This is a genomic window from Bacteroides sp. 4_1_36, from assembly GCF_003466325.1.
Lineage (GTDB): Bacteria > Bacteroidota > Bacteroidia > Bacteroidales > Bacteroidaceae > Bacteroides > Bacteroides uniformis.
Genome location: NZ_QSOX01000001.1, coordinates 289,928 through 312,542, shown reverse-complemented (window position 1 = coordinate 312,542; position 22,615 = coordinate 289,928). Strand labels below are relative to the sequence as shown.

Here is a 22,615-nt window from a genome sequence, read left to right as displayed (position 1 = left end):
ATGAAACAGAAGAAACTCATGCTTTTAGGAGGTATTCGTTACCTTCTTCCCGTGATAGATGCAGCTCATAAACAAGGCTATTATGTGATTACAGCGGATTATTTGCCCGATAATATTGCACATAGATATAGTGATGAATACGTAAATGTGAGTATTGTTGATAAAGAGGCAGTATTGAAGGTTGCGTGTGAGAAAGAAATAGATGGTATTATGTCGTTTGGTGTTGATCCTGGAGTTGTGGCGGCTTCTTATGTGCAGAACAAAATGTCTCTTCCTTCTTTTGGTCCGTACGAATCTGTAGAGATTCTTCAGAATAAAGATAAGTTCAGAGAGTTTTTAGCTATTCATGGATTTAATGTACCTTGGAGTTTGGCTTTTTCCTCTTTAGAGGATGCTTTGTCGGATCTTGCTATATTTTCTTACCCTCTTATAGTAAAGCCTACAGATTCAGCAGGTTCTAAGGGGGTGACTCGTGTAGATAAAGAAAAGAATTTGAAAGAAGCTTTATTGCATGCTTTTGCCCATTCAATCAAGAATAAAATCATTGTAGAACAGTTTATAGAGAAAGAAGGTTGTTCTTCGGACAGCGATTGTTTTTCAATAAACGGAGAACTTAAGTTTGTCTCATTTTCTGCCCAGCGTTTTGATGAGTATGCGGCAAGTACATTCGTTCCAGCTGCATACTCATGGCCTTCTACTATGACTATACAGCAAGAGTCAGAACTTAGTTTTGAACTACAACGATTGCTTAAACTTTTGAATATGAATACTTCTGTGTATAATATAGAAACACGGATTGGTGTGGATGGCAAGCCTTATATTATGGAAGTTTCTCCACGTGGAGGAGGTAATCGGCTTTCAGAAATGATTCGTTATGCTACAGGAGTGGATCTTATTACTGCTGCTGTGTGTGCCTCAGTAGGAGATACTATTGGAGAAATAAAGCAAAAAACTTACCAAGGATATTGGGCAGAAATTGTACTTCATGCTGATAATGCAGGGCGTTTTATGGGGCTTGAAATATCAAAGAGCTTTTCGGCAGAAATTGTTGAAGAAGATTTGTGGGTAGAGGTCGGGGATGAAGTAGAGAGCTTTGAAGGAGCGAACAATGCTATAGGAATGTTGATTTTGAAATTTGATTCTTTGAAAGAATTGGAACATGCTTTGGCTACACAACGTCAATGGTTGAAGGTGAATGTGAGATAATGGAAGCAATAGGGGGATACTTTGAGTTGGAATTACATAAAGGAGAGGAGTATCATAAAGATGCTATTTCACTGAATACAGCTCGTAACTGTTTTGAATATATATTATTAGCTCGTAATTACAAAAAAGTTTATATACCTTATTATACATGTGAAGTGATGTTGCAACCTTTGGAGAAACATCATATTTCTTACGAGTTTTATTCTATAAATGAGTTGTTGGAACCTATTGGTATAACAAAACTACTTCCGGAAGAAGCATTTCTTTATACCAACTATTTTGGATTAAAGCAGAGTTGTGTGGAAAAGTTGGTTACCATTTATGGGACACAACTGATTGTTGATAATGCACAAGCATTTTTTGCTTCTCGTATAGATGGTATAGACACTTTTTATTCTCCTCGAAAATTCTTAGGAGTATCTGACGGAGGATATTTATACACAGACTGTTGCTTAAACCGAGATATTACTTATCATTATTCTTATATGCGGATGCAGCATTTGTTACAACGGATTGATGAAGGAGCTGAGCAGGGTTATATTTCTTTTAGATATAATGATGATGCTCTTGATTATATTCCAATTTCTAAAATGTCACGATTGACTTGTAACATTTTATGTGGAATAGATTATGAACATATAAAGAAGAAACGAATAGATAATTTCAATATTCTTCATGAGGCTCTATTAAGGAACAATTTACTGAATATAGATTCTTTGGACTTGTTTGAATGTCCTATGGTTTATCCTTATTATGTGGATGATAAAACATTACGTAAAAAATTAATAGATAACAGAATATATATAGCTACATATTGGCCGAATGTTTTGAAATGGTGTTCGGAAGATATGTTGGAATATGAATTGACTAATAATATAATAGCATTGCCTATAGATCAAAGATATGGAAGAGAGGAAATGGATTATATAATAAAACTTTTAGCTTGATGGGAAATAGTATTTTTTTGAGGGGGTTTGAGATAGAAGATGCTCTTCTTATCAATAAGTGGAGAAATGATTTTGAAATCCAGAAATTAGTTTCCACTTCGTTTAAATATGTTTCATTGGAAATTGAAAAGGAGTGGGTTAAATCAAAAATGATGGATAACCGAAAAGATATTTATTTAGCTATTTGTTTGAATGACGATAGCCGGAAGATGGTAGGATATGTCTCGGTCAATAATATAGATTATCTCAACCGTACAGCCGTGGGTGGGGGGATAGTAATAGACCCTCTTTATCAAGATGGTATCATTAGGTATGAGGTAGGAATGCTTATCCGAGAATTGGTGTTTAATCATCTTAATATCAATCGCTACGAAGGTAAATGTTTATCAGAACATATTGCTTCAAGAGTAATTATGGAAGCTAGTGGATATAAGTTGGAAGGAATATATCGTGAAGCCATCTATAAGGATGGGAAGTACCATGATCAGTGTGTATATTCTCTTTTGAGGGCAGACTATGAGGAATGGATGGAGCGTGGCGATTATTCATTGTCCGTATTTGCCAAGAAGGTGAGACATTTAAGGAATAGTTATGCTGCGAGTAGGCTGTAAAACGATATTATTTATTTTTGTCTTGTTGGAATGTGCATTTTCTGGTGTAGCTTCTGATAATGAGAATCATTCATCTCTTGAGGCTCAGATAGAGGCCATTTTTAACAAGATGAAAATGACAGGTCTGGGAATTGCGGTTGTCAAAGGAGATTCTATTGTTTATGTTCATTCTTGGGGATATAAAGAAGTACCAACAGTTAACAATCAAGGAATACTTTTGAAGAATGATGACCTATTTCGTATTGCTTCTGTATCAAAAACCTTTGTGGCTACCACCATATTGCAACTTGTAGAAGAAGGTGTTTTGAACTTGGATGATGATGTTCAGAAATTTCTCAAATTCCCTTTGCGAAATCCTTCCTATAGAGATAAGCCCATAACTGTAAGGATGTTGCTTACTCACACATCAAGCATTAATGATTCACAACGTTGGTGGTCGCTTGACATAATCAATCCTATTATTTCTGACAACTATGCTAAGTGCTTTTCTGAAACTAAACCTGGTATGGAGTACAAATATTGCAATTACAATTATTTGCTACTCGGTGCGGTGATAGAGGGGGCTACTGGAAATAGATTTGACACTGAGATTGATAGTAGAATAATGAAGCCGCTTGATATTCAAGGTGGTTTTAATTGCAATTTGTTAGATTCAACCAAGTTTGTTAGGCTCTATCGTTATAATAAGGAATCGGGGGCGTTTAGAGAGGACGATGAAGCCTATCGTCCTTATAGATATCAAATTCAGACTCATTATACATTAGGTAAATCTATAGGGTTGGTTTATCCCGATTCTGGTATGAAAATAACTACTACAGATTTGGCCAAGTATATGATGATGCACATGAAAGGTGGTACTCTTAGGCAGGCTACCATACTGTCATTAAGAAGTGAAATGATGATGCGTGAGAATTATGTAGGAAAGAACAATTACGGTTTTGCATTTCGGCAGTATCGTGGTTTAGTTCCCAATACAACATTGTACGGACAGACTGGGGGCGGATTTGGACTGAAAAGTGCAATGATATTCGACCCTAAGCATCAAATGGGCTTTGTCATTATATGCAGCGGTAGTGCATCAGAATATATTGATGGGTATAACGATATACATAAGCCGTTAATCAAACTACTATACAATTATTTTTCTGAGAATGACTGAATTCCTGTACGAAAGTAAAGTAGCTATTACAAAGCCAAAATTTGACATCTTTGTGTTGGCTTTTGCCGTGCTGTTGCTGATGTTCAAGTCTCAACGTATTCTGTGGGTAAGACCAATACCCGAGATTATTATTGTTGTTTTTGGCATAGCTGTTTTTTTGTTTCACTTAAGATTGTATGTCAATCATTTTAGATATACATATATTAGTGTATTTCATAGTATGGCTTTGCTTCTTTTCTTGTTCGCATATGAAACTTTGTGCGTATCCGACTTGAATCCGATAGCTATCCTAGCTTCTATGTCAACGCTGTTTTGTACCGAAATACTGATACTTATTCCTGTTCAGTTCAAAAGGCAGATACTAAACTTTGTCATAAAGGTGATTCAGTTTTGTGTAGGTATTTCATTGGTCGGTTGGATATTGTTCTTGTTGAAGTTTCCATTGCCTCATTATACGGATGCTTCAGACCCATATTACTATCACACTATCTATTATTTATTCAATCTGAATGGTGATCCAGACCTACAACTTGTACCCCGCTTTGCCGGATTTTTTTTAGAACCAGGACATTTGGGCACGATGTGTGTGTTCTTACTTTGTATAAACCGCTTTCGTTTGCGTGAATTTGGAAATAAAATCTTGCTGGCAGGGGTGTTGTTCTCTTTGTCACTTGCAGCGTATGGTTTGTTGGTCGGGGCAGTGATAATATATTTCATCCAAATGAGAAAAATTATTTGGATTATTGTATTTGGAAGTCTTTTTGCTACAGTTGGTATAATATCTTATTTCTACAATAATGGAGATAACGTACTTTATCAGATGATTTTCCATCGTATAGAGTTTGAAGATGGTGAGATGGTGGGTAATAATAGAACATCCATGTACTTCGATGCGGAATTTGACAAATACCTATCTAGTAGTAAAGTGTGGACGGGTATGGGAAGAGACGCATTTGGTAGTGAGAAAAATGCCAATCAAAACATTACGATTGGATGTGCTGGTTACAAACGATATTTCTTTATCCGAGGGGTATTGGGTACAGTGTTGTTACTGCTGTTTCTGGTGGCTTATTATTGGAATTATCGCTCTATTTGGACTTTGGGCTTCTTGATAGTATTCATCGTAGGTAACTTAATCCGTGATTATCCTTTGAAACCAATATGGCTCTACCTTTTTATATTGAGTTTACCCATTTTGAAGTTAGAAAACAAATAAATTATGTCGGCTTTACATATAGGTTTTGACCATAACTTTATAGAACATTCAAGGCGTGTGTTTGAGGAGTATTATCCCAATACGAATACTTTCGTTATCCTAAAGAAAACAGGCGCATTGAGAATAATCAAACATCCAGAGAATTTTGTTATATTGAATCTTTATGATGAACGAAACTTTGGGAAACTTTGGAAGCTATGCGTTGACAATGATATTGATAAGATAGTGTTTCATGGGTGTTCGATTAAGTTTGCATCAATCTTGAAATTCCTCCAGACGAAAAGAAAGTTTACTGTGTACTGGCTGTTCTGGGGATATGAACTTTATCAGACGTTGGGGTATGAAAAGAACTATAAATTATTGGATGAACCTTTTTCGCCTTTTAAAATATCTTCTTATTATGTGCCCAATGCATGTAGTAAGCTCATTCGTAAGTTGTGTAGACGTTATTTGCCGTCAGTAGTGATGGAAATGCTTCCTCATATAGATTATTTCTGTTTTTGGTTTAAGGATGATTATGATTTGTTGAAGAAATACTTTAATGTTCCTATAAAGTATAAGTTATTTGCTTACTCAGCCAGTAAGCGAGGAGAAGCACCACCTTATCTTTTTGACCTGAAAGATAGGCAGACTGCAACAATAATGGTAAACCATCAGGCTTCAGCTTTCGGTAATCATAAAACTGTATTTCGTAGGCTTAAAGAGCTTAATTGCACCAAGCAATACGATGTGATAGTACCATTATCTTATGGTAGTAGTTGGGTGAAACGGGGTGTCGTTAAGATGGGTGATAAGTTGTTTGGAAATTCATTTTCTCCGATAACTACTTATTTACCGAAGGAAGAGTATTTCAGATTACTTGAAAAAGTGGATGTTGCCATCTTCGGACAGCGACGTCAAGAGGCATCAGGTAATATTATCCAGCTATTGAGAAATGGCGTGAAAGTTTTTTTGCGAAATGATAATATGTTGCTTAATTACTACAGAGCAAGGGGCTATATAATTTTCTCATTCGAAGATGATTTGATAGATGAGTATTCATTGCGGTCTTTGTCTATTTTAGAGAAAGAACACAATAGGCAGTGTTATATGGATACTCGGCTCTACTATGATGATTTTATGCCCACATTTTTTGATTGATATAATGAAGAATTTAGTAATAATCGGTGCTGGTGGTATGGGACGCACCATTTTTGACGTAGCTCGTGAGAGTATAGGTTATGGCATAGAGTATACTATCAAGGGATTCATAGACGACAACTTATCTGCACTGGATGGTTTTGAGGATTATCCTCCTATGTTGGGGACAATATCCCATTATTTGCCCGAAGTGGATGATGTCTTTACGTTCTCTATTGGTGGCGAATCAAGAAGGGTTTGTATTGAGTACTTGATGGAACGGAATGCCAAGTTTATCAATATCGTTCACAGTACAGCTCGAATAGGGTCAAATGTTCGCATGGGCGAAGGTAATGTGATAGGTGCTTTTACCTCTTTGGGAGCTGATTGTAGCATAGGTAGTTACAACATGATTCAATCGTACACAGTGATAGGGCATGATGCTAAGATTGGTGATTTTAACAGAATAGATACTCATGTTACTTGTGTCGGAGGAATTCAAATAGGAAACGAGACAACAATTCATACTTCTGCGGTCATTAATCATAAAGTGATAGTCGAAGATAATGTCCATGTAGGTGCATGTAGTTTTGTTATTAGAAGAGTTAAAGCTGGTACAACCGTATTCGGTAATCCTGCTAAGAAATTAGTTTAAATATATATAGTTATGGAAATCAAAGATTTTATTGAAAATTTTGCGGAACAGTTTGATGATACAACAGTTGAAATGTTGGGTGCTGGAACTAAGTTTAGAGAACTGGATGAATGGTCTTCATTAATTGCTTTGTCAGTCATTGCAATGGTGGATGAGGTTTATGGGATAACCATAAATGGTGAGGATATTCGTAGTTCTCAAACTATCAGTGATTTGTTTAACAGAATAATGGATAAAAAGTAGATGTATAATCCTTTCTCTTTGAGAGGCAAGACAATACTTGTAACAGGTGCTTCATCTGGTATTGGACGTGCTACTGCTATAGAATGTTCAAGATTGGGGGCTGCGTTGGTTTTAACCGGTCGAAATGAGAAAGCCTTACAAGAAACCAAGGAACAATTGGCAGATTTAGGCAATGGTCATTCTATTCTTGTTGCTGATTTGACGAATGAAGAAGCTTGTGAAGATTTGGTTTCTCGGCTTCCTTTGTTGGACGGGTTTGTCAGTAATGCCGGAATAGGAAAGATGCTTCCTTTACAATTTTATTCTTTGGAGGTATTAGATGAGGTGTTTCGGATAAATTGTTTTTCTCCAATGCTTTTATTAAAACTGTTGGTGAAGAGAAAGAGGCTTAAAAATAATTCTTCTGTGGTGTTTACTGCTTCAATTTCTGGTTACAATAATGTTGCTCCAGCTAATGGTATTTATGGAACTTCTAAAAGTGCATTGAGTGCTTATATGAAATATGCAGCTTTAGAGTTGGCTGGAAAGGGGATTCGATGTAATGCTGTACATCCTGGAAGAATAAATACCCCTTTGATATCCAATCGGATGTTGACAGAAGAAGATGTAGCCAAAGATGTAGAACAATATCCTTTGAAACGTTACGGAGAACCAAGTGAGGTGGCTTATGCCATCATCTATTTGTTGTCGGATGCCGCATCATGGGTTACCGGAACTAATCTGGTAATCGATGGTGGGCGTAGCCTGAAATGATTGATATGGAAAGATTTTTAGAGAATAAGGTATGTATCATTACCGGTGCTGCACAAGGCATTGGTAAATCGATAGCCGAACGTTTTGCTTCGGATGGTGCTTTGGTTTATGCCTGTGACCGTGTAGAGGGAGTTATGGATGAATGGGCGAAAGCTTGTTCGGAGAAATACGGCACACGTGTGTGTCCTTTGTATTTTGACGTGACTGATGCTGTGGCTGTAAAATCAGCCTTTATGTCTGTATTCAAGCAGGAAAGACGGATTGATGTATTGGTGAACAATGCGGGTGTTGTGTTCAACAAGAAGATCGGCATGATACTTCGTCCGGAGACCGAGCTTATGTTTAGGGTGAATGTCATAGCTGTGATAGAAATGGTACAGCTGGTTTCCCGGCTGATGGCCAGAGGACATGGCGGCTCCATTGTGAATATAGCTTCGGTGACAGCTGTACTCGGCTCTCCCGGCCAGTCTGCCTATTCAGCAACCAAGGGGGCGATCATAGCTTTCACCAAGTCTGCTGCCAAGGAACTGGCATCTCAAGGAATCCGTGTGAATGCGGTGGCTCCGGGCATTGTAAAGACGGAGCGTTTTTCCGAACTTTACGAAGAGAGCGGTGAGAAAATTGACAACCGTATCCAGAGAATCGCATTGGGTCGTTTGGGGACTCCCTTGGACGTGGCCAATGCCTGTGCCTTTCTGGCATCAGACCGTTCATCCTATATATCGGGACAGATATTGGGGGTTGACGGTTGCGCTTCCATTTAAGATAAAAATAAGATGATATTAAGTTTGAACGAGCGACCACAAGAGGCGGTTGCCACAATAGATGCTTCGGGGGCTGTCTTGAAGTACGGGGAGTTGTCGGCATTTTCGGAGAAAATCGGTGCTTTACTTCCTCAGCGTTCCCTGTTGTTCTTGTTGACAGAAAATAATGTTGGTGGGATAGCATGGAGTATCGGTAGCATTAATTCCGGTAATGTCCCCTTGATATTGAATGCTCATATTGAGGAAGGGCTTTTTCATAATTTGTTTGAGATTTACCGTCCTCCTTATGTGTGTGTACCATCATCGATGGCAGACACACTGCAATATGAGTCTGTGTATGAGTATTATGGCTATACTTTACTATGTACCGGAATGGAACCATGTAGGGTACATGATGACTTGTCCCATCTGCTGCCGACTTCCGGCTCTACGGGAAGTCCCAAATTGGTTCGTCATAAATATGAGAATATAGAGGCGGCAGCCCTGAATATCTCCACTTTCTTTGGACTGACCTCCGCTGACCGTCCATTGCTGGTGCTGCCATTGTATTATACAATGGGGCTGTCCGTAGTATTTAGCCACCTATATGTGGGTGCCACTATATTGATAACCCACCAAAGCATGACGGACAAGGCTTTCTGGAGTTTCATGAAGGAACAGCGGGCCACCAGTTTTACAGGAGTGCCCTACAGCTTTGAAATTTTGAATCTGATGCGTTTCTTCCGTATGGATTTGCCTGATTTGTCTTTGCTTACTCAGGGTGGCGGTAAGATGCCTCGCCAGCTGAATCTGAAGTTTGCTGAATATTGCCGTGATACTGGCAAACGCTGGATAGCTACTTACGGCCAGTCTGAAGGTACTGCCCGCATGGCCTATCTTCCTGCTGAATATGCAATATCCAAGTGCGGAAGTATAGGCTGGGCAGTTCCCAATGCGGAACTGTCCTTGATAGATAGTGACGGAAATGTGATAGAAGGTTCTCACACGGAAGGTGAAATGTGCTATCGTGGCAGGAATGTGACAATGGGATATGCCTGCAGTCGGGAAGATTTGCTGCTGGGCGATGAACGTAATGGCTTTATGCGTACCGGTGACTTGGCTTACAGGGATGAGGACGGTTGTTATTACATTGTGGGGCGTATGGGACGTTTTTTGAAGCTGTTTGGCATGCGCATCGGTCTGGATGAGTGCGAGCAGATAATCAAAGGGAAATATCCGATAGAGTGTGCTTGTGTGGGTACAGACGATAAGATGACCGTCTATTTGACCGATGAAAAACATGCGGTGGCTGTAAAGGAGATACTGGTTGAAAAGACCAAACTGGTAGCCTCGGCTTTTGAGGTAAAAGTGATTGCTGACATACCTAAGAATGAGGCGGGAAAAATATTGTATAGTAAGTTGAATTCATAAAAAAGATAGGAACGATGACGAATATTGAAAAGTATAATGACGCTTTTGTAGAAGTGTTTGGGGTGGATAGTGCAGTGTTGAACGATAGTTTTTCAAAAGACAGTGTGGAATCCTGGGATTCTGTTCACCAACTGAATATAATCGCATTGCTGGAAGAGTCCTTTGACGTAATGTTTGACCCAGAGGATATCATGGAATTTACTTCCTATGGAAAGGGACGTGAGATATTGAAAAAATACGAAGTTGAACTTTAAGGGTCAAGATAATGGCAAGATGGGAAATTAAGAATGTCGGCATGAAGGGAGTGGCTATGACCGTTCCGGAGAATGTGGTAAAAACTTCCGAACTGGGACTTCTTTCCCAAGAGGAAGCTGATGTATTCGATAATACAGTCGGTATAAAAGAAAGGCATATCGCTCCGGACACAATGTGCGCCTCGGATATGTGCCAGGCTGCTGCCGAGAAACTGCTTGAAGAGCTGGGTTGGGAGAAGGACAGTATTGATGTATTGTTGTTTGAGTCTGTTACGGGTGATTATCGTACTCCTCCTACTTCCTGCATATTGCAAGACAGGCTTGGCTTGTCGGAAAATTGTTTCTGTATGGATATTCCAATGGGTTGTTGTGGGTGTATGTATGCCATAACAGTTGCCGGTAACCTGTTGACGGCAGGTAATGTAAAACGTGCCTTGTTGCTTGTAGGTGATACGGCTTTGCGGATGGGGTCCATGAAAGACAAAAGCCGTGTACCTTTATTCGGTGACTGCGGTACAGCCATAGCTTTGGAATATGATGAGACTGCCAGTGATATTGTGGTTGATTTTCATACTTATGGCAAGGGATATGAAGCTTTGATGACCCCTCATGGTGGTTTCCGCCATCCGGCTACACCTGCTTCCTTTGAATATGAAGATTTTGGCAATGGCATTGTGCGTGCTCCCATTCATACATTGATAAATGGAATGAATGTCTTTTCTTTCGCGATATCCCGTCCTCCTAAATCCGTCGAGGCCTTTTTGGATGATTATAAAATTAATCGTGAAACGGATATAGACTATTTCTTGATTCACCAGGCGAACAAGATGATTGTGGATCGTATTGTGAAGAAGTTGAAGTTGCCCAAAGAGAAGGTTCCTTATAACCTGGAGGAGTTTGGAAACTTGGGTGGAGCTTCTATTCCTTCATTAATGGTGAGCCGCTTGCGTGAACGGCTGATGCAGGAAGAGACTACCTTGTTGATGTCCTCTTTTGGGCTTGGATTAAGCTGGGGGACAATGTGGATGAAGACGAAACCTATGATTGTGCCTGATATAATTGGGTTATAGTATGAATATTTTGATTGTTGGTGGTGGACTCCAAGCATTATCTGTAGCCCGCTCTTTAAAAAAAGAAAGGTATAGTGTCATTGCCTTGTTGCATAGAGGAGATATTTCGACAAAATCAAAATATATAGATAAACTTTATACTATTGATATAACTCCAACACACAAAGAGGAGTATTTGTCTTCTGTACATCGTGTTTTGCAAGTACATGCTATTTCTGTAATTATTCCTTTAAGTGATGTAACTGCTGAGTTTTTAAGTATAAATAAAGTGGAATTAGAACATGAATACCATCTTAAGTGCGCAATCCCTAATTATGATATTTTTCAAAAGGCAAATGATAAGTGGCAACTTTTAGCTTTATGTAAGGAAAATTTTATTCCTCATCCTCAAACACAGTTGTTGACCTCAAGTAACTTACAGGAAGCGGCAGATGCCATAGGATTTCCAGCTTTGATAAAACCTAATATTTCAGTGGGAGCAAGAGGTATTACAATGGTCTATTCTTTGTCTGATTTACAAGATAAGTATGATGGAATATTAAGAAAATACGGTGAATGTACTCTACAGGAATACATTGATAATTCTGGTGCACCCTATTATAATGTGATGATGTACAGAAATGCAAAAGGGAATATAATCAACACTGTGATTATAGAGATTATCAGATATTATCCAATAAAAGGAGGAAGTAGCTCTTTTTGCAGGACTGTAGAATCGAAAGAACTATCTGAAATTTGTACGAAGACATTGGAGGTTTTGAATTGGACAGGTTTTGCCGATTTTGATATTTTGCAAACTAAAGATGGAGATTTCAAGATTATAGAGATTAATCCTCGTGTTCCTGCTTCTATTCGTGCAGCAGAAGTTTCAGGTATTAATTTCCCGGCTTTGATAGTCAATGATATGCTGGGTATAAAAATCTCCCCTTATGCTTATGTTCCTAATAAGCAATTACGATATTTAGGACTTGATATTATGTGGTTTATATCATCAAATAGACGTTTTTCTTGTATTCCTTCTTGGTTCATATTCTTTTCCCGGAATTTGTATTATCAAGAAAGTGGGGCAATCTTTTTTTCTCTTTTTTCCGGTTTGAAAAAGATGTGCTCTTCTTCTTTTCGTAAATCAAAAGCAGGTATATAATATGGAAATCATTCCTTATACTCCCGATTTATATGAACAACTAATGTTGTTTCTTATTGAGAGTTTTCCTAATAGGGACAAAAGGTATTTTGATTGGTGGTTAAAGCAATATTCGTGTGAAAAAAATCTTTTGAACCGTACTTTTCTAGTAGAAGATAAAGGTAAGATAATAGCTTGCACTACTGCTAATTGGAATGAGATAAAGATACATGGTAAAAAGCAAGATTTTTATTGGGAAGGTAATACCATTGTTTTGAAAGCTTATCGCGGTAAAGGAGTGGGGCGAATGATTTATGAACAAATGGGGAGGTTTTCGGATAGATGTGTAGTTGGTCTTACTGATGCCGCATACAATATACAGCCTAAGATTATTCCTTGTTTTCGGCCTATTAATCCGGTTTATGTGTATTTATCTGTAAACCGTTTCTTCTTAAACAGTTTGTATAGGAGGTGTTTACACTACAGACGAGGAATAGAGGATGTGTTTTATCCACTGAAAATGGCGGTAAGAGGCATGATGTTTTATCGAATAGATAAATTGGAACAAATGTCTTTTACTTCTGACGGCTTCTGGCAAAATGATGATATTGAAATAACACGTGATAAATCATTCTTTGAAAAGCGCTTTTTTAATATTTATAAAAAGTATGTTGTTTATGAAGGCCATTTGTGTGGAAATTTAGTTTGCTACTTTGTGGTACGTTTGGCACACTATAAAGGATTTGATGTAATTTCATTAGTTGACTTTCGATATAGAAAAAAGGACTATATGAGTAGCATAGATAAGGCTGTTTCTGAAATTGCTAAAATAAACCATATCGGCTTTTATTTAACATTGTCCTCATTGAAGAGAAAAGTATTTAACTTCTTTCCTGTTATATTGCGGACAAGTAAAAAATTATACGGTGGCACTACTATCCCACATATAAATAAAGAGTGCCCTTTGTTGATTACATCTGCAGATTCAGATTTGGATTTTGTATATTATTTATGAAAATATTGACTTTTGATACCGAGGAGTGGTATATTGAGAAACATTTTAAGGGAGGGAGAAAAGAAAAATATCGGCAGTATGACGAATTGCTGGATTGGATTTTGAATACTCTCGAAAAGAATAATACCAAAGCGACCTTCTTTTGTGTAGGACAATTGGCAGTTGAGTTTCCTGATGTATTGAAAAAAATAGCGAATGCAGGACATGAAATAGGAAGTCATTCAAATAAGCATTTGTGGGTAAATAAAATGACTCGACAAGAATTTGCCGAAGACACACGTATTGCAATAGGAGAGATAGAAAATCTTATAGGGAGGAAAGTAAAAAGTTTTCGTGCCCCTGCATTTTCCATAGGGAAAAACAACGACTGGGCTTTTGATGTATTGGCGGAAAACGGTATAGAATATGACTGCTCTATATTTCCGGCCAATCGCGACTTAGGGGGATTTCCTCATTTTACTTCATCCATACCTGCGCTAATAAAGAAAGGAGTATATACAATAAAGGAATTTCCTATTTGTCCAGTTACACTAATGGGTAAGAGTGTAACTTTTTCAGGAGGAGGATATTTTAGGCTAGTTCCATTATGGTTACAGAAAAACTTTATTGAACGTATGGATTATGTGATGTTTTATTTTCATATCAATGATTTGATAGAGCAAAATTCAAAGTTTATGACTAAGGCAGAATTTGAGGAGTACTTTAAGGAAGTTGGAACATTAAAAAATCGTATAATTCGTTATGCTAAGGCAAATATAGGTAAAGGAGGGGCTTTGAATAAATTAGAAGTCCTGCTGCAAACTTATGTTTTTTGCAATGTAGGGCAGGCTGCAAAGGAAATCAATTGGAGTAAACAACCGTTAATAGAATTATAGGCTTATGTATAAAAGAGGATTAAAGCGTGGGTTAGACTTTGTAATTGTTTTTATAGTTCTGTTGGTTATCTGGCCCATATTACTTCTTCTGATAATTTTCCTCCATTTCACCAATAAGGGTGCCGGTGTCTTTTTCACCCAGGATCGCCCTGGAAAAAATGCTCGGATATTCAAAGCCATAAAGTTTAAGACAATGACAGATGAGCGGGATTCTGGAGGAAACTTGTTGCCGGATGCTGAACGCCTGACAAAGATTGGTAAAATAGTCCGTTCTCTTTCCATAGATGAATTGCCACAATTAATTAATGTATTAAAGGGGGATATGGCATTGGTTGGCCCCCGTCCTTTATTGCCGAAGTATCTTCCTTTATATTCAGAGAAACAGTTCCGTCGCCATGAAGTACGTCCGGGAATTACGGGGTGGGCACAGGTAAACGGACGGAATGATATCAGTTGGAAACGTAAGTTTGAACTGGATGTGTGGTACGTGGATCATATTTCTTTCTGGCTGGACGTGAAGATTATTCTGCTAACCATAAAGAAAGTGTTCGTTAGAGAAGGGATCAATAAGGAAGGTAATGCTACCACCGAGGCTTTCAACGGTCATAACTGAAATGAACATCCATCAGATTGTCAATTCTGTTTTCACCTCCAATACTTATATACTGTCTGTTGAGGGGAAAGATGGGCATGTATTGATAGATATTGGGGATATTGCTCCTATAAAGCAGTGTGTTCAGGAAAAGTGCGGAACGGTACAAGCCTTGTTTCTGACTCATACTCATTACGACCATATTTATGGTATAAAAGATTTATTACGATTGTATCCTGATTGCACAGTTTACACTTCCTCTTTCGGTAAGGAGGCTTTAGGTTCGGATAAACTTAATTTTTCCCGTTATCACAATGATCCTGTAATATGGATGGGAGATAATGTGACGGTTTTACATGAGAATGATAAAGTGGAAATATTTCCGGGAATTTTCGTGGAAGTGTTTAAAACTCCCGGACATGATAAAAGCTGCCTTACCTATAAAGTCGAGAACAATGTTTTCTCGGGTGATTCATATATCCCGGGTGTTAAAGTCATTGCCTCATTCCCTAATAGCGATAGGGAAGATGCACGGATCTCGAAAGAACGTATCATGGAATTAACAAAGGATTGCAGTCTGTATCCCGGTCATGGAAACATTTATGAGTAAATTATTCCGATATCTGGAAAGGATTTATAAAGCCGTTTCCTTTCTTTTTATTCCCCACTATGTGAGGAATCCGAAGTCTGATCATTAAATAATCACATATATATTTATGGATAAAACCATTTATCTCTGCCTTGCCCATATGAGCGAGGAGGGTATTGAACAGAAATATGTAAAAGAAGCCTTCGATACGAACTGGGTGGTTCCTCTCGGTCCTAATGTGAATGCTTTTGAAGAGGATTTGAAACGTTTTGTAGGCGAAGGCAAGGAAGTGGTGGCACTTTCGGCCGGTACGGCGGCAGTACATTTGGCTCTGTTGGCTTGCGGAGTGGGACAGGGTGACGAAGTGATTGTACAAAGCTTCACATTCTGTGCGTCTTCGCATCCGGTCACTTATCTGGGGGCTGTTCCGGTATTTGTGGATTCTGAGAAAGAAACTTGGAACATGTCTCCGGAACTGTTGGAAGAAGCCATCAAGGACCGCATTGCCAAGACTGGAAAAAAGCCAAAAGCTATTGTTCCTGTGGCATTGTACGGCATGCCCTATGACTGTACACGTATCATGGAGATAGCCGATAGGTATGCTATTCCAGTGGTGGAAGATGCTGCCGAAGGTTTTGGCTCCCGTTTTAAGGGACAGGTACTGGGGACGTTCGGCAAGTTCGGGGTGCTGAGCTTTAACGGTAACAAGATGATTACTACCAGTGGCGGTGGTGCGTTGATTTGTAAAGATGCCGAAAGCAAGAATCAAATCATGTGGTATGCCACGCAGGCTCGTGAGGCTTATCCTTATTACCAGCACGAGGCGATAGGGTATAACTATCGCATGAGTAATATATGTGCAGGTATTGGTCGTGGTCAAATGACCGTTGCCGATAAGCATATTGCACATCACCGACATGTGCAGGCTCTCTATAAGGAACTGCTTAAGGATGTGGAGGGGGTATTGCTGCATGAAGCTCCTTCGGCTGATTATGACTCTAATTTCTGGCTTTGTACAATCACTCTGGATTCTTCACTTCGCATCAAAGGGCAGGAAAATGCTTATAAGGATGTTGTCAGGACTGCCGTAGGTGGTGCTGCAGGTGTGATTCATGCCGTAGATTGTGCTACAACAGATTGCCAGCCCAACGAGAATGTGGAGGCTTTGCGTGCTTTTATGCTTGGCAAAAAAATAGAGGCGCGCCCGGTTTGGAAACCGATGCACAAGCAGCCAGTCTATAAGGATACTCCGGCTTATATCAATGGGGTATCCGAAGCTATTTTTAAAATCGGTATGTGTCTTCCTGCCGGGCCGTGGGTGACTGATGAAGATGTATATTATATCGTGGAGTGTATAAAAGAGGCCATAGTAAAATAATAGATGAAAATACAGCTTTTTTTAACTACGACCTTGACAACGCTGTCGGTTGCCAATACGTTTGTCAATGCGGATTTCATCTATACCGTTGTCTGTTCCGTTCTAGTCTTCTGCTTCTTCAATTTCTGCAAGCGTGCCAAATATTCACCGCCTGATGCTTCATGAGAATATCGGACTACCGCATCGCAAACATCTTATCAGATTATGGCGAATGAGCTGAAGATTCCCCATGTCATAGTATCTTTGACCTATATGGCAGTACAGGCAATCATCATCGTAGGATATATAATGTGTTTGGATTCAGGTTACTGGTATCTGCTATGTACCATCCTCTTGTTAAGTCTTATTTATGTCTGTTTCATGAAGAGGTATTTTGGATTACATCAATCAATTTGAAATAAGCTTTCCTTTTCTTGATGATTGTAGGAATTAATATTATCTTTGTCATTGAAAGGAGAAAGTAATATGGATACTTCTATTAATTTGTCAGATAATTATTTGGATAAATTATTGTCACTAAGTGATGAGATGAAATTGCGCATTATAAATAAACTGTCGGAAAGTTTATTAAATAATGGCAGTAGGCGGCATGTACATGTTGGAAAAGTGAAGACTGAGAAAAATGATTTTGTGTTGCCCAAGGATATTCAGGAATTAATAGGTATAGCTTCGGGGATAGAAGATGCAGAAGATGAACGTCTTAATTATCTATTGAACAAATGATAAAAGCTTTTATTGATACAAATGTCTTAATAGACTTGTTATTGGAAAGAGACGGATGTCAAGATGCTGCCACTATTCTGTTGTGTCAAAAAGAGCAGAAATGTTCTTTGTTTTTGTCATCATTGACTATGGCAAATATTGCATATATTCTTAGAAAGAAATTTAAAGGAATAGCACTATATAATGCTTTAAATAAACTGAAGACATTCTTTTCTGTTGTTAGTTTGACAGCTGATAATGTTGAATCGGCTCTAATGTTACAAGCTACTGACTTTGAAGATGCATTGCAATATTTTTCTGCAGCCAATATACAAGCTGATGTTATTGTGACAAGGAATGAAAAGGATTTTTATTTTTCACAAATAAGTATTACGTCTCCTAAATCTTTTCTTGAAAGCATATCTTGATTAAGTTGGCTTACTTGAACTGATAACTTGTAAATCAATACTTTATGAACTTATCTCAGAAAACAGCTTCAGCGAGGCTGTTTTCTTTGTTTACAGGCAAATATATCCTCACCTTTGCATTGTTGAACAACAAAACGAGATGAAAAACCATGTTGAATTAAAAATGTAAAAAGGAGAAAGAAAGTATGCCTTTATTTTATTATGCAAGACAGTCGTCTCTGGCGACGAAAGAGGGTGCCAAACTTTGGCATCTGAGTTTGAAGAAAGTGGGAAGAGCCGTAGATGCACAACAATTGGCTGAGGTGATTGCCGAGAAGTCTTCCCTGACTCCGGGTGACGTACATAATGTAATCCGTAACCTGATGACGGTAATGAGGAGCCAGTTGCTGAACAGCCGTACGGTGCGTCTGGATGGCCTGGGCACATTCACCATGAAGGCCCGTACGCGAGGTAAGGGAGTGGCAAAATCTGAAGACGTGAATCCCAATCAGGTGACTGCTCTACGCTGCCAGTTTACTCCGGAATACACGCGCCCGGCTGCTATCGGCACTACGCGTGCCCTGATTCAGGGTGTGGAGTTTGAGAAATGGACGGGAGTGGTGACTGACGGTAAGGATGATGCCGGTGATGGTGGCAATTCCGGTGGTGGTTCTGACGGTGACCAAGGCGAGAACCCATTAGGATAAGATGTATTTACTAATTTAGAAAGATTAAAACTATGAAAAAGAACGTTTGGGACAAGATTTTGAAGGTAGTGATAGCTGTTGCTTCTGCCATATTGGGAGCTTTAGGTGCCAATGCAATGAATGTATAAATTGTAGATTCATGTAGTAATATTAGGAGAAAGGCGGTGAAGGAAAAGCACTTCATCGCCTTTTTGTTATTTTCTTCATTTATAATTCCCTGCCAACCAAAAAATCTTATTACCTTTGCAGGTCACTTTTGGAAACAATAAAAATATAATGATATGAATATCTCTTATAATTGGTTGAAAGAGTATGTCGATTTCGATTTGACACCGGATGAAGTTGCTGCGGCACTGACCTCCATCGGACTGGAAACGGGAAGTGTGGAAGAGGTGCAAACCATTAAAGGCGGACTGGAAGGACTGGTCATCGGCGAAGTGCTGACATGCGAAGCTCATCCTAACTCAGACCATATGCACGTCACTACGGTGAACCTGGGACAAGGTGAACCCGTGCAGATTGTATGCGGCGCTCCGAATGTAGCTGCCGGACAGAAAGTGGTAGTAGCCACGTTGGGTACAAAACTGTATGACGGTGACGAATGCTTTACCATCAAGAAATCAAAGCTGCGTGGCGTGGAATCTGTCGGCATGATTTGTGCTGAGGATGAAATCGGTATCGGTACGGACCACGCAGGCATCATCGTACTGCCGGAGACAGCTGTTCCGGGTACGCTTGCCAAGGACTACTATAACATCAAGAGCGATTACGTGCTGGAAGTGGACATCACTCCCAACCGTGCCGATGCTTGCTCACATTATGGGGTGGCACGCGACTTGTATGCCTACTTGATACAGAACGGTAAGCCGGCTACTTTAAAGAAACCTTCGGTAGACGCTTTTGCGGTAGAAAATCACGACTTGGATATTAAAGTAACTGTAGAGAACAGCGAGGCATGTCCCCGATATGCCGGCGTTACGGTGAAAGGGGTTACAGTGAAAGAAAGCCCCGAATGGTTGCAGAACAAGTTGCGTATTATCGGCCTGCGTCCTATCAATAATGTGGTGGATATTACCAACTATATCGTCCATGCTTTCGGCCAGCCGCTGCACTGCTTCGATGCGGATAAGATTAAAGGCGGTGAGGTGATTGTAAAGACCATGCCGGAAGGTACTCCGTTTGTAACTCTTGATGGCGTGGAGCGTAAATTGAACGAACGCGACCTGATGATTTGCAACAAGGAAGAGGCGATGTGTATTGCCGGTGTGTTCGGCGGTCTGGATTCCGGTTCTACGGAAACCACCAAGGATGTGTTCCTTGAAAGTGCTTACTTCCATCCCACATGGGTGCGCAAGACAGCCCGTCGTCATGGATTGAACACAGATGCTTCTTTCCGTTTTGAAAGAGGTATTGACCCGAATGCCACTATTTACTGCCTGAAGCTGGCAGCTTTGATGGTAAAGGAACTTGCCGGAGGTACCATTTCTTCTGAAATAAAAGATGTGTGCGCCGCTCCTGCCAAGGATTTCCGTGTGGAACTTGCCTATGAGAAAGTGAACTCACTGATTGGTAAAGTTATTCCGGTGGATACCATCAAGAGCATCGTGACAAGTCTGGAAATGAAGATTGTAGACAAGACAGCCGAAGGGCTTACACTGGATGTTCCTCCTTACCGTGTGGACGTGCAGCGCGATTGCGATGTAATAGAGGATATTCTGCGTATCTACGGATATAATAATGTGGAGATTCCGACTACCTTGAAGTCTTGTCTGACTACCAAGGGTGAATATGATAAATCCAACAAACTGCAGAACCTGGTTGCCGAGCAGCTGGTGGGCTGTGGTTTCAATGAGATTCTGAACAACTCGTTGACGCGTGCCGCTTACTATGACAACTTGGAGTCTTATCCGTCGAAGAATCTGGTAATGTTGCTGAATCCGTTGAGTGCAGACTTGAATGCCATGCGTCAGACACTGCTTTTCGGTGGATTGGAAAGCATCTCGCACAACGCCAACCGTAAGAATGCAGACCTGAAATTCTTTGAATTCGGTAATTGTTATCACTTCAACGAAGAAAAGAAGAATCCGGAAAAGGTGCTTGCCGCTTATTCCGAAGACTATCATCTTGGTTTGTGGGTGACTGGCAAGAGGGTTGTAAACTCATGGGCTCATCCGGATGAGAACAGCTCGGTATATGAGCTGAAGGCATACGTTGAGAATGTCTTTGCCAGATTGGGGCTGCACATGCATGATTTGGTTGTCGGCAATCTGACTGATGACATCTATGCTGCCGGTTTATCCGTACAGACAAGGGGTGGAAAGCGGTTGGCTACTTTCGGTATTGTAACAAAGAAGCTGCTGAAGGCATTCGATATTGACAACGAGGTTTACTATGCCGATTTCAACTGGAAAGAATTGTTGAAGGCCATCCGCAATGTGAAGGTGAGCTATACGGAAATCTCCAAGTTCCCTGCCGTGAAACGCGACTTGGCATTACTGCTCGACAAGAAAGTGCAGTTTGCGGAAATTGAGAAGATTGCCTACGAGACGGAGAAAAAGCTGCTGAAGGAGGTTTCTCTCTTCGACGTTTACGAGGGTAAGAATCTGGAAGCCGGTAAGAAGAGTTACGCGGTGAGCTTCCTGCTGCAGGATGAGAATGCCACGTTGAACGATAAGCAGATTGACAAGATTATGTCCAAACTAGTGAAGAACCTGGAGGACAAATTGAATGCCAAGCTGCGTTGATTCATTATTCAGAATTTATAATTCATAATTTAAAATACAGTTCCAATGGGAAGAGCGTTTGAATATAGAAAAGCTGCCAAATTGAAAAGATGGGGTCACATGGCAAAGACCTTTACAAGACTGGGTAAACAAATTGCTATTGCGGTGAAGGCCGGCGGTCCGGAACCGGAAAACAACCCGACACTGCGTTCGGTAATCGCTACTTGTAAGCGTGAAAACATGCCGAAGGATAATATTGAACGTGCTATCAAGAATGCGATGGGTAAGGACCAGAGCGACTATAAGGGTATGACTTATGAAGGATACGGTCCTCACGGTGTAGCTGTTTTTGTGGATACACTGACCGATAATACTACCCGTACAGTAGCCGATGTGCGTTCCGTGTTCAACAAGTTCGGCGGTAACTTGGGAACAATGGGTTCACTGGCTTTCTTGTTTGACCACAAGTGCGTGTTCACTTTCAAGAAGAAAGACGGTATCGATATGGAAGAACTCATTCTTGACTTGATAGACTATGACGTAGAGGAAGACTACGAAGAGGATGAAGAAGAAGGTACTATCACTATTTATGGTGACCCGAAAAGCTATGCAGCTATCCAGAAACATTTGGAAGAGTGCGGTTTTGAAGATGTCGGCGGTGAGTTTACCTATATCCCGAACGATATGAAGGATGTGACTCCCGAGCAACGCGAAACCATCGACAAAATGATAGAGCGTCTCGAAGAGTTTGATGATGTACAGACGGTTTATACTAACATGAAACCGGAAGAAGGCGGAGAATAATGACATATACATACAAGACGCAAGGTACGTGTAGCAGTAACATCGAACTGGATGTGGAAGATGGTATTGTGAAAGAAGTGGCATTTTGGGGTGGATGTAATGGAAACCTGCAAGGACTTTCACGTTTGGTGAAAGGCATGCCGGTAGATGCGGTGATTGCCCGTTTGGAAGGAATTCGCTGCGGAAGACGTTCCACTTCCTGCCCCGACCAATTGTGCAAGGCATTGCACGAGATGGGGTATTGAGCCTCCTGCTTGAAAGAATGGATGAGAGCCCCTGACATTGAAAGATGC

26 protein-coding genes and 1 pseudogene are annotated in these 22,615 nt (G+C 40.0%); all 27 read left to right on the top strand.

All coding sequences use genetic code 11. From position 1 onward, the window contains the following. The 27 genes and pseudogenes from DXD65_RS01350 to DXD65_RS01225 all read left to right on the top strand — a co-directional run bounded on the left by DXD65_RS01350 (window position 1) and on the right by DXD65_RS01225 (window position 22,567). The gene (locus DXD65_RS01350) at window positions 1–1,206 is read left to right on the top strand and encodes an acetyl-CoA carboxylase biotin carboxylase subunit family protein (protein ID WP_035448239.1); all 1,206 of its coding nucleotides are present in this window, start codon (window positions 1–3) and stop codon (window positions 1,204–1,206) included. Beyond that, window positions 1,182–2,153 (top strand): hypothetical protein, encoded by a 972-nt coding sequence (locus DXD65_RS01345; RefSeq protein ID WP_229075291.1) that lies wholly within the window; start codon window positions 1,182–1,184, stop codon window positions 2,151–2,153. Before DXD65_RS01350 ends, DXD65_RS01345 begins: the two co-directional genes overlap by 25 nt. Further along, entirely contained in the window at window positions 2,153–2,764 is a 612-nt protein-coding gene (locus DXD65_RS01340) for a GNAT family N-acetyltransferase (RefSeq protein WP_035448240.1), read from the top strand. The genes DXD65_RS01345 and DXD65_RS01340 overlap by 1 nt, the downstream gene beginning before the upstream one ends. Then, the gene (locus DXD65_RS01335) at window positions 2,745–3,923 is read left to right on the top strand and encodes a serine hydrolase domain-containing protein (RefSeq protein ID WP_051642920.1); all 1,179 of its coding nucleotides are present in this window, start codon (window positions 2,745–2,747) and stop codon (window positions 3,921–3,923) included. The genes DXD65_RS01340 and DXD65_RS01335 overlap by 20 nt, the downstream gene beginning before the upstream one ends. Further along, window positions 3,916–5,139 carry a hypothetical protein gene (locus DXD65_RS01330; RefSeq protein WP_035448242.1) on the top strand — a complete coding sequence of 408 codons (1,224 nt, stop codon included), beginning with the start codon at window positions 3,916–3,918 and terminating at the stop codon, window positions 5,137–5,139. The genes DXD65_RS01335 and DXD65_RS01330 overlap by 8 nt, the downstream gene beginning before the upstream one ends. A 3-nt stretch (window positions 5,140–5,142) precedes the next feature. Then, entirely contained in the window at window positions 5,143–6,279 is a 1,137-nt protein-coding gene (locus DXD65_RS01325) for a TDP-N-acetylfucosamine:lipid II N-acetylfucosaminyltransferase (RefSeq protein WP_035448244.1), read from the top strand. A 4-nt stretch (window positions 6,280–6,283) separates the two neighbouring features. Next, entirely contained in the window at window positions 6,284–6,913 is a 630-nt protein-coding gene (locus DXD65_RS01320) for an acetyltransferase (protein WP_035449239.1), read from the top strand. A gap of 12 nt (window positions 6,914–6,925) precedes the next feature. Next, window positions 6,926–7,156, top strand: a complete 231-nt coding sequence (locus tag DXD65_RS01315) for a hypothetical protein (RefSeq protein WP_035448246.1) — start codon at window positions 6,926–6,928, stop codon at window positions 7,154–7,156. Beyond that, a complete protein-coding gene (locus tag DXD65_RS01310; RefSeq protein ID WP_035448248.1) occupies window positions 7,157–7,909 on the top strand; it encodes an SDR family NAD(P)-dependent oxidoreductase in 753 nt (250 codons plus the stop codon). A 5-nt stretch (window positions 7,910–7,914) separates the two neighbouring features. Beyond that, complete coding sequence (locus tag DXD65_RS01305; RefSeq protein WP_035449241.1) at window positions 7,915–8,673, top strand: SDR family NAD(P)-dependent oxidoreductase; 759 nt, start codon at window positions 7,915–7,917, stop codon at window positions 8,671–8,673. A 12-nt stretch (window positions 8,674–8,685) separates the two neighbouring features. Next, entirely contained in the window at window positions 8,686–10,083 is a 1,398-nt protein-coding gene (locus tag DXD65_RS01300) for an AMP-binding protein (protein ID WP_035448250.1), read from the top strand. Between the two features lie 14 nt (window positions 10,084–10,097). Continuing rightward, entirely contained in the window at window positions 10,098–10,337 is a 240-nt protein-coding gene (locus DXD65_RS01295; RefSeq protein WP_009126887.1) for an acyl carrier protein, read from the top strand. Window positions 10,338–10,348: 11 nt separating this feature from the next. Continuing rightward, on the top strand, window positions 10,349–11,407 hold the full coding sequence (locus tag DXD65_RS01290) for a ketoacyl-ACP synthase III (RefSeq protein ID WP_117887293.1): 1,059 nt from the start codon (window positions 10,349–10,351) through the stop codon (window positions 11,405–11,407). Between the two features lies 1 nt (window position 11,408). After that, window positions 11,409–12,551 (top strand): ATP-grasp domain-containing protein, encoded by a 1,143-nt coding sequence (locus tag DXD65_RS01285; RefSeq protein ID WP_016273551.1) that lies wholly within the window; start codon window positions 11,409–11,411, stop codon window positions 12,549–12,551. A 1-nt stretch (window position 12,552) separates the two neighbouring features. Continuing rightward, the gene (locus DXD65_RS01280) at window positions 12,553–13,545 is read left to right on the top strand and encodes a GNAT family N-acetyltransferase (protein WP_117748864.1); all 993 of its coding nucleotides are present in this window, start codon (window positions 12,553–12,555) and stop codon (window positions 13,543–13,545) included. Further along, window positions 13,542–14,420, top strand: a complete 879-nt coding sequence (locus DXD65_RS01275) for a polysaccharide deacetylase family protein (RefSeq protein ID WP_016273553.1) — start codon at window positions 13,542–13,544, stop codon at window positions 14,418–14,420. Before DXD65_RS01280 ends, DXD65_RS01275 begins: the two co-directional genes overlap by 4 nt. Window positions 14,421–14,424: 4 nt before the next feature. Next, entirely contained in the window at window positions 14,425–15,033 is a 609-nt protein-coding gene (locus tag DXD65_RS01270; RefSeq protein WP_016273554.1) for a sugar transferase, read from the top strand. A 1-nt stretch (window position 15,034) separates the two neighbouring features. Beyond that, window positions 15,035–15,622: an MBL fold metallo-hydrolase gene (locus tag DXD65_RS01265; protein ID WP_057098094.1), complete on the top strand. Its 588-nt coding sequence runs from the start codon at window positions 15,035–15,037 to the stop codon at window positions 15,620–15,622. A gap of 106 nt (window positions 15,623–15,728) precedes the next feature. Further along, window positions 15,729–16,979, top strand: coding sequence for a DegT/DnrJ/EryC1/StrS family aminotransferase (locus tag DXD65_RS01260; protein WP_044469038.1), 1,251 nt, complete (start codon window positions 15,729–15,731; stop codon window positions 16,977–16,979). Window positions 16,980–17,036: 57 nt separating this feature from the next. Further along, a pseudogene (locus tag DXD65_RS01255) lies at window positions 17,037–17,375 on the top strand (UDP-GlcNAc--UDP-phosphate GlcNAc-1-phosphate transferase); the annotation flags it as partial. Window positions 17,376–17,444: 69 nt separating this feature from the next. After that, the gene (locus tag DXD65_RS01250; RefSeq protein WP_035448265.1) at window positions 17,445–17,702 is read left to right on the top strand and encodes a hypothetical protein; all 258 of its coding nucleotides are present in this window, start codon (window positions 17,445–17,447) and stop codon (window positions 17,700–17,702) included. Next, window positions 17,699–18,109, top strand: coding sequence for a type II toxin-antitoxin system VapC family toxin (locus DXD65_RS01245; protein WP_035448267.1), 411 nt, complete (start codon window positions 17,699–17,701; stop codon window positions 18,107–18,109). The genes DXD65_RS01250 and DXD65_RS01245 overlap by 4 nt, the downstream gene beginning before the upstream one ends. A 185-nt stretch (window positions 18,110–18,294) precedes the next feature. Then, window positions 18,295–18,795, top strand: coding sequence for an HU family DNA-binding protein (locus DXD65_RS01240; protein ID WP_035448274.1), 501 nt, complete (start codon window positions 18,295–18,297; stop codon window positions 18,793–18,795). Between the two features lie 32 nt (window positions 18,796–18,827). Beyond that, on the top strand, window positions 18,828–18,923 hold the full coding sequence (locus DXD65_RS20945) for a smalltalk protein (RefSeq protein WP_005828262.1): 96 nt from the start codon (window positions 18,828–18,830) through the stop codon (window positions 18,921–18,923). Between the two features lie 153 nt (window positions 18,924–19,076). Beyond that, the gene (gene pheT, locus DXD65_RS01235) at window positions 19,077–21,539 is read left to right on the top strand and encodes a phenylalanine--tRNA ligase subunit beta (protein WP_117589452.1); all 2,463 of its coding nucleotides are present in this window, start codon (window positions 19,077–19,079) and stop codon (window positions 21,537–21,539) included. Between the two features lie 45 nt (window positions 21,540–21,584). Continuing rightward, window positions 21,585–22,322: a YebC/PmpR family DNA-binding transcriptional regulator gene (locus DXD65_RS01230; protein ID WP_005828265.1), complete on the top strand. Its 738-nt coding sequence runs from the start codon at window positions 21,585–21,587 to the stop codon at window positions 22,320–22,322. Beyond that, window positions 22,322–22,567: a TIGR03905 family TSCPD domain-containing protein gene (locus DXD65_RS01225; protein ID WP_005828266.1), complete on the top strand. Its 246-nt coding sequence runs from the start codon at window positions 22,322–22,324 to the stop codon at window positions 22,565–22,567. Before DXD65_RS01230 ends, DXD65_RS01225 begins: the two co-directional genes overlap by 1 nt. Window positions 22,568–22,615: the final 48 nt, after the last annotated feature.

Excerpts from the sequence above, each read along its gene's own strand:
- DXD65_RS01345 (WP_229075291.1), top strand. The coding sequence starts at position 1,182 with ATGGTTGAAGGTGAATGTGAGATAATGGAAGCAATAGGGGGATACTTT.
- DXD65_RS01305 (WP_035449241.1), top strand. The coding sequence starts at position 7,915 with ATGGAAAGATTTTTAGAGAATAAGGTATGTATCATTACCGGTGCTGCA.
- DXD65_RS01270 (WP_016273554.1), top strand. The coding sequence starts at position 14,425 with ATGTATAAAAGAGGATTAAAGCGTGGGTTAGACTTTGTAATTGTTTTT.
- DXD65_RS01290 (WP_117887293.1), top strand. The coding sequence starts at position 10,349 with ATGGCAAGATGGGAAATTAAGAATGTCGGCATGAAGGGAGTGGCTATG.
- pheT (WP_117589452.1), top strand. The coding sequence starts at position 19,077 with ATGAATATCTCTTATAATTGGTTGAAAGAGTATGTCGATTTCGATTTG.
- DXD65_RS01310 (WP_035448248.1), top strand. The coding sequence starts at position 7,157 with ATGTATAATCCTTTCTCTTTGAGAGGCAAGACAATACTTGTAACAGGT.
- DXD65_RS01265 (WP_057098094.1), top strand. The coding sequence starts at position 15,035 with ATGAACATCCATCAGATTGTCAATTCTGTTTTCACCTCCAATACTTAT.
- DXD65_RS20945 (WP_005828262.1), top strand. The coding sequence starts at position 18,828 with ATGAAAAAGAACGTTTGGGACAAGATTTTGAAGGTAGTGATAGCTGTT.
- DXD65_RS01245 (WP_035448267.1), top strand. The coding sequence starts at position 17,699 with ATGATAAAAGCTTTTATTGATACAAATGTCTTAATAGACTTGTTATTG.
- DXD65_RS01300 (WP_035448250.1), top strand. The coding sequence starts at position 8,686 with ATGATATTAAGTTTGAACGAGCGACCACAAGAGGCGGTTGCCACAATA.
- DXD65_RS01295 (WP_009126887.1), top strand. The coding sequence starts at position 10,098 with ATGACGAATATTGAAAAGTATAATGACGCTTTTGTAGAAGTGTTTGGG.
- DXD65_RS01260 (WP_044469038.1), top strand. The coding sequence starts at position 15,729 with ATGGATAAAACCATTTATCTCTGCCTTGCCCATATGAGCGAGGAGGGT.
- DXD65_RS01250 (WP_035448265.1), top strand. The coding sequence starts at position 17,445 with ATGGATACTTCTATTAATTTGTCAGATAATTATTTGGATAAATTATTG.
- DXD65_RS01230 (WP_005828265.1), top strand. The coding sequence starts at position 21,585 with ATGGGAAGAGCGTTTGAATATAGAAAAGCTGCCAAATTGAAAAGATGG.
- DXD65_RS01350 (WP_035448239.1), top strand. The coding sequence starts at position 1 with ATGAAACAGAAGAAACTCATGCTTTTAGGAGGTATTCGTTACCTTCTT.
- DXD65_RS01285 (WP_016273551.1), top strand. The coding sequence starts at position 11,409 with ATGAATATTTTGATTGTTGGTGGTGGACTCCAAGCATTATCTGTAGCC.
- DXD65_RS01330 (WP_035448242.1), top strand. The coding sequence starts at position 3,916 with ATGACTGAATTCCTGTACGAAAGTAAAGTAGCTATTACAAAGCCAAAA.
- DXD65_RS01340 (WP_035448240.1), top strand. The coding sequence starts at position 2,153 with ATGGGAAATAGTATTTTTTTGAGGGGGTTTGAGATAGAAGATGCTCTT.
- DXD65_RS01335 (WP_051642920.1), top strand. The coding sequence starts at position 2,745 with ATGCTGCGAGTAGGCTGTAAAACGATATTATTTATTTTTGTCTTGTTG.
- DXD65_RS01280 (WP_117748864.1), top strand. The coding sequence starts at position 12,553 with ATGGAAATCATTCCTTATACTCCCGATTTATATGAACAACTAATGTTG.
- DXD65_RS01325 (WP_035448244.1), top strand. The coding sequence starts at position 5,143 with ATGTCGGCTTTACATATAGGTTTTGACCATAACTTTATAGAACATTCA.
- DXD65_RS01240 (WP_035448274.1), top strand. The coding sequence starts at position 18,295 with ATGCCTTTATTTTATTATGCAAGACAGTCGTCTCTGGCGACGAAAGAG.
- DXD65_RS01315 (WP_035448246.1), top strand. The coding sequence starts at position 6,926 with ATGGAAATCAAAGATTTTATTGAAAATTTTGCGGAACAGTTTGATGAT.
- DXD65_RS01225 (WP_005828266.1), top strand. The coding sequence starts at position 22,322 with ATGACATATACATACAAGACGCAAGGTACGTGTAGCAGTAACATCGAA.
- DXD65_RS01320 (WP_035449239.1), top strand. The coding sequence starts at position 6,284 with ATGAAGAATTTAGTAATAATCGGTGCTGGTGGTATGGGACGCACCATT.
- DXD65_RS01275 (WP_016273553.1), top strand. The coding sequence starts at position 13,542 with ATGAAAATATTGACTTTTGATACCGAGGAGTGGTATATTGAGAAACAT.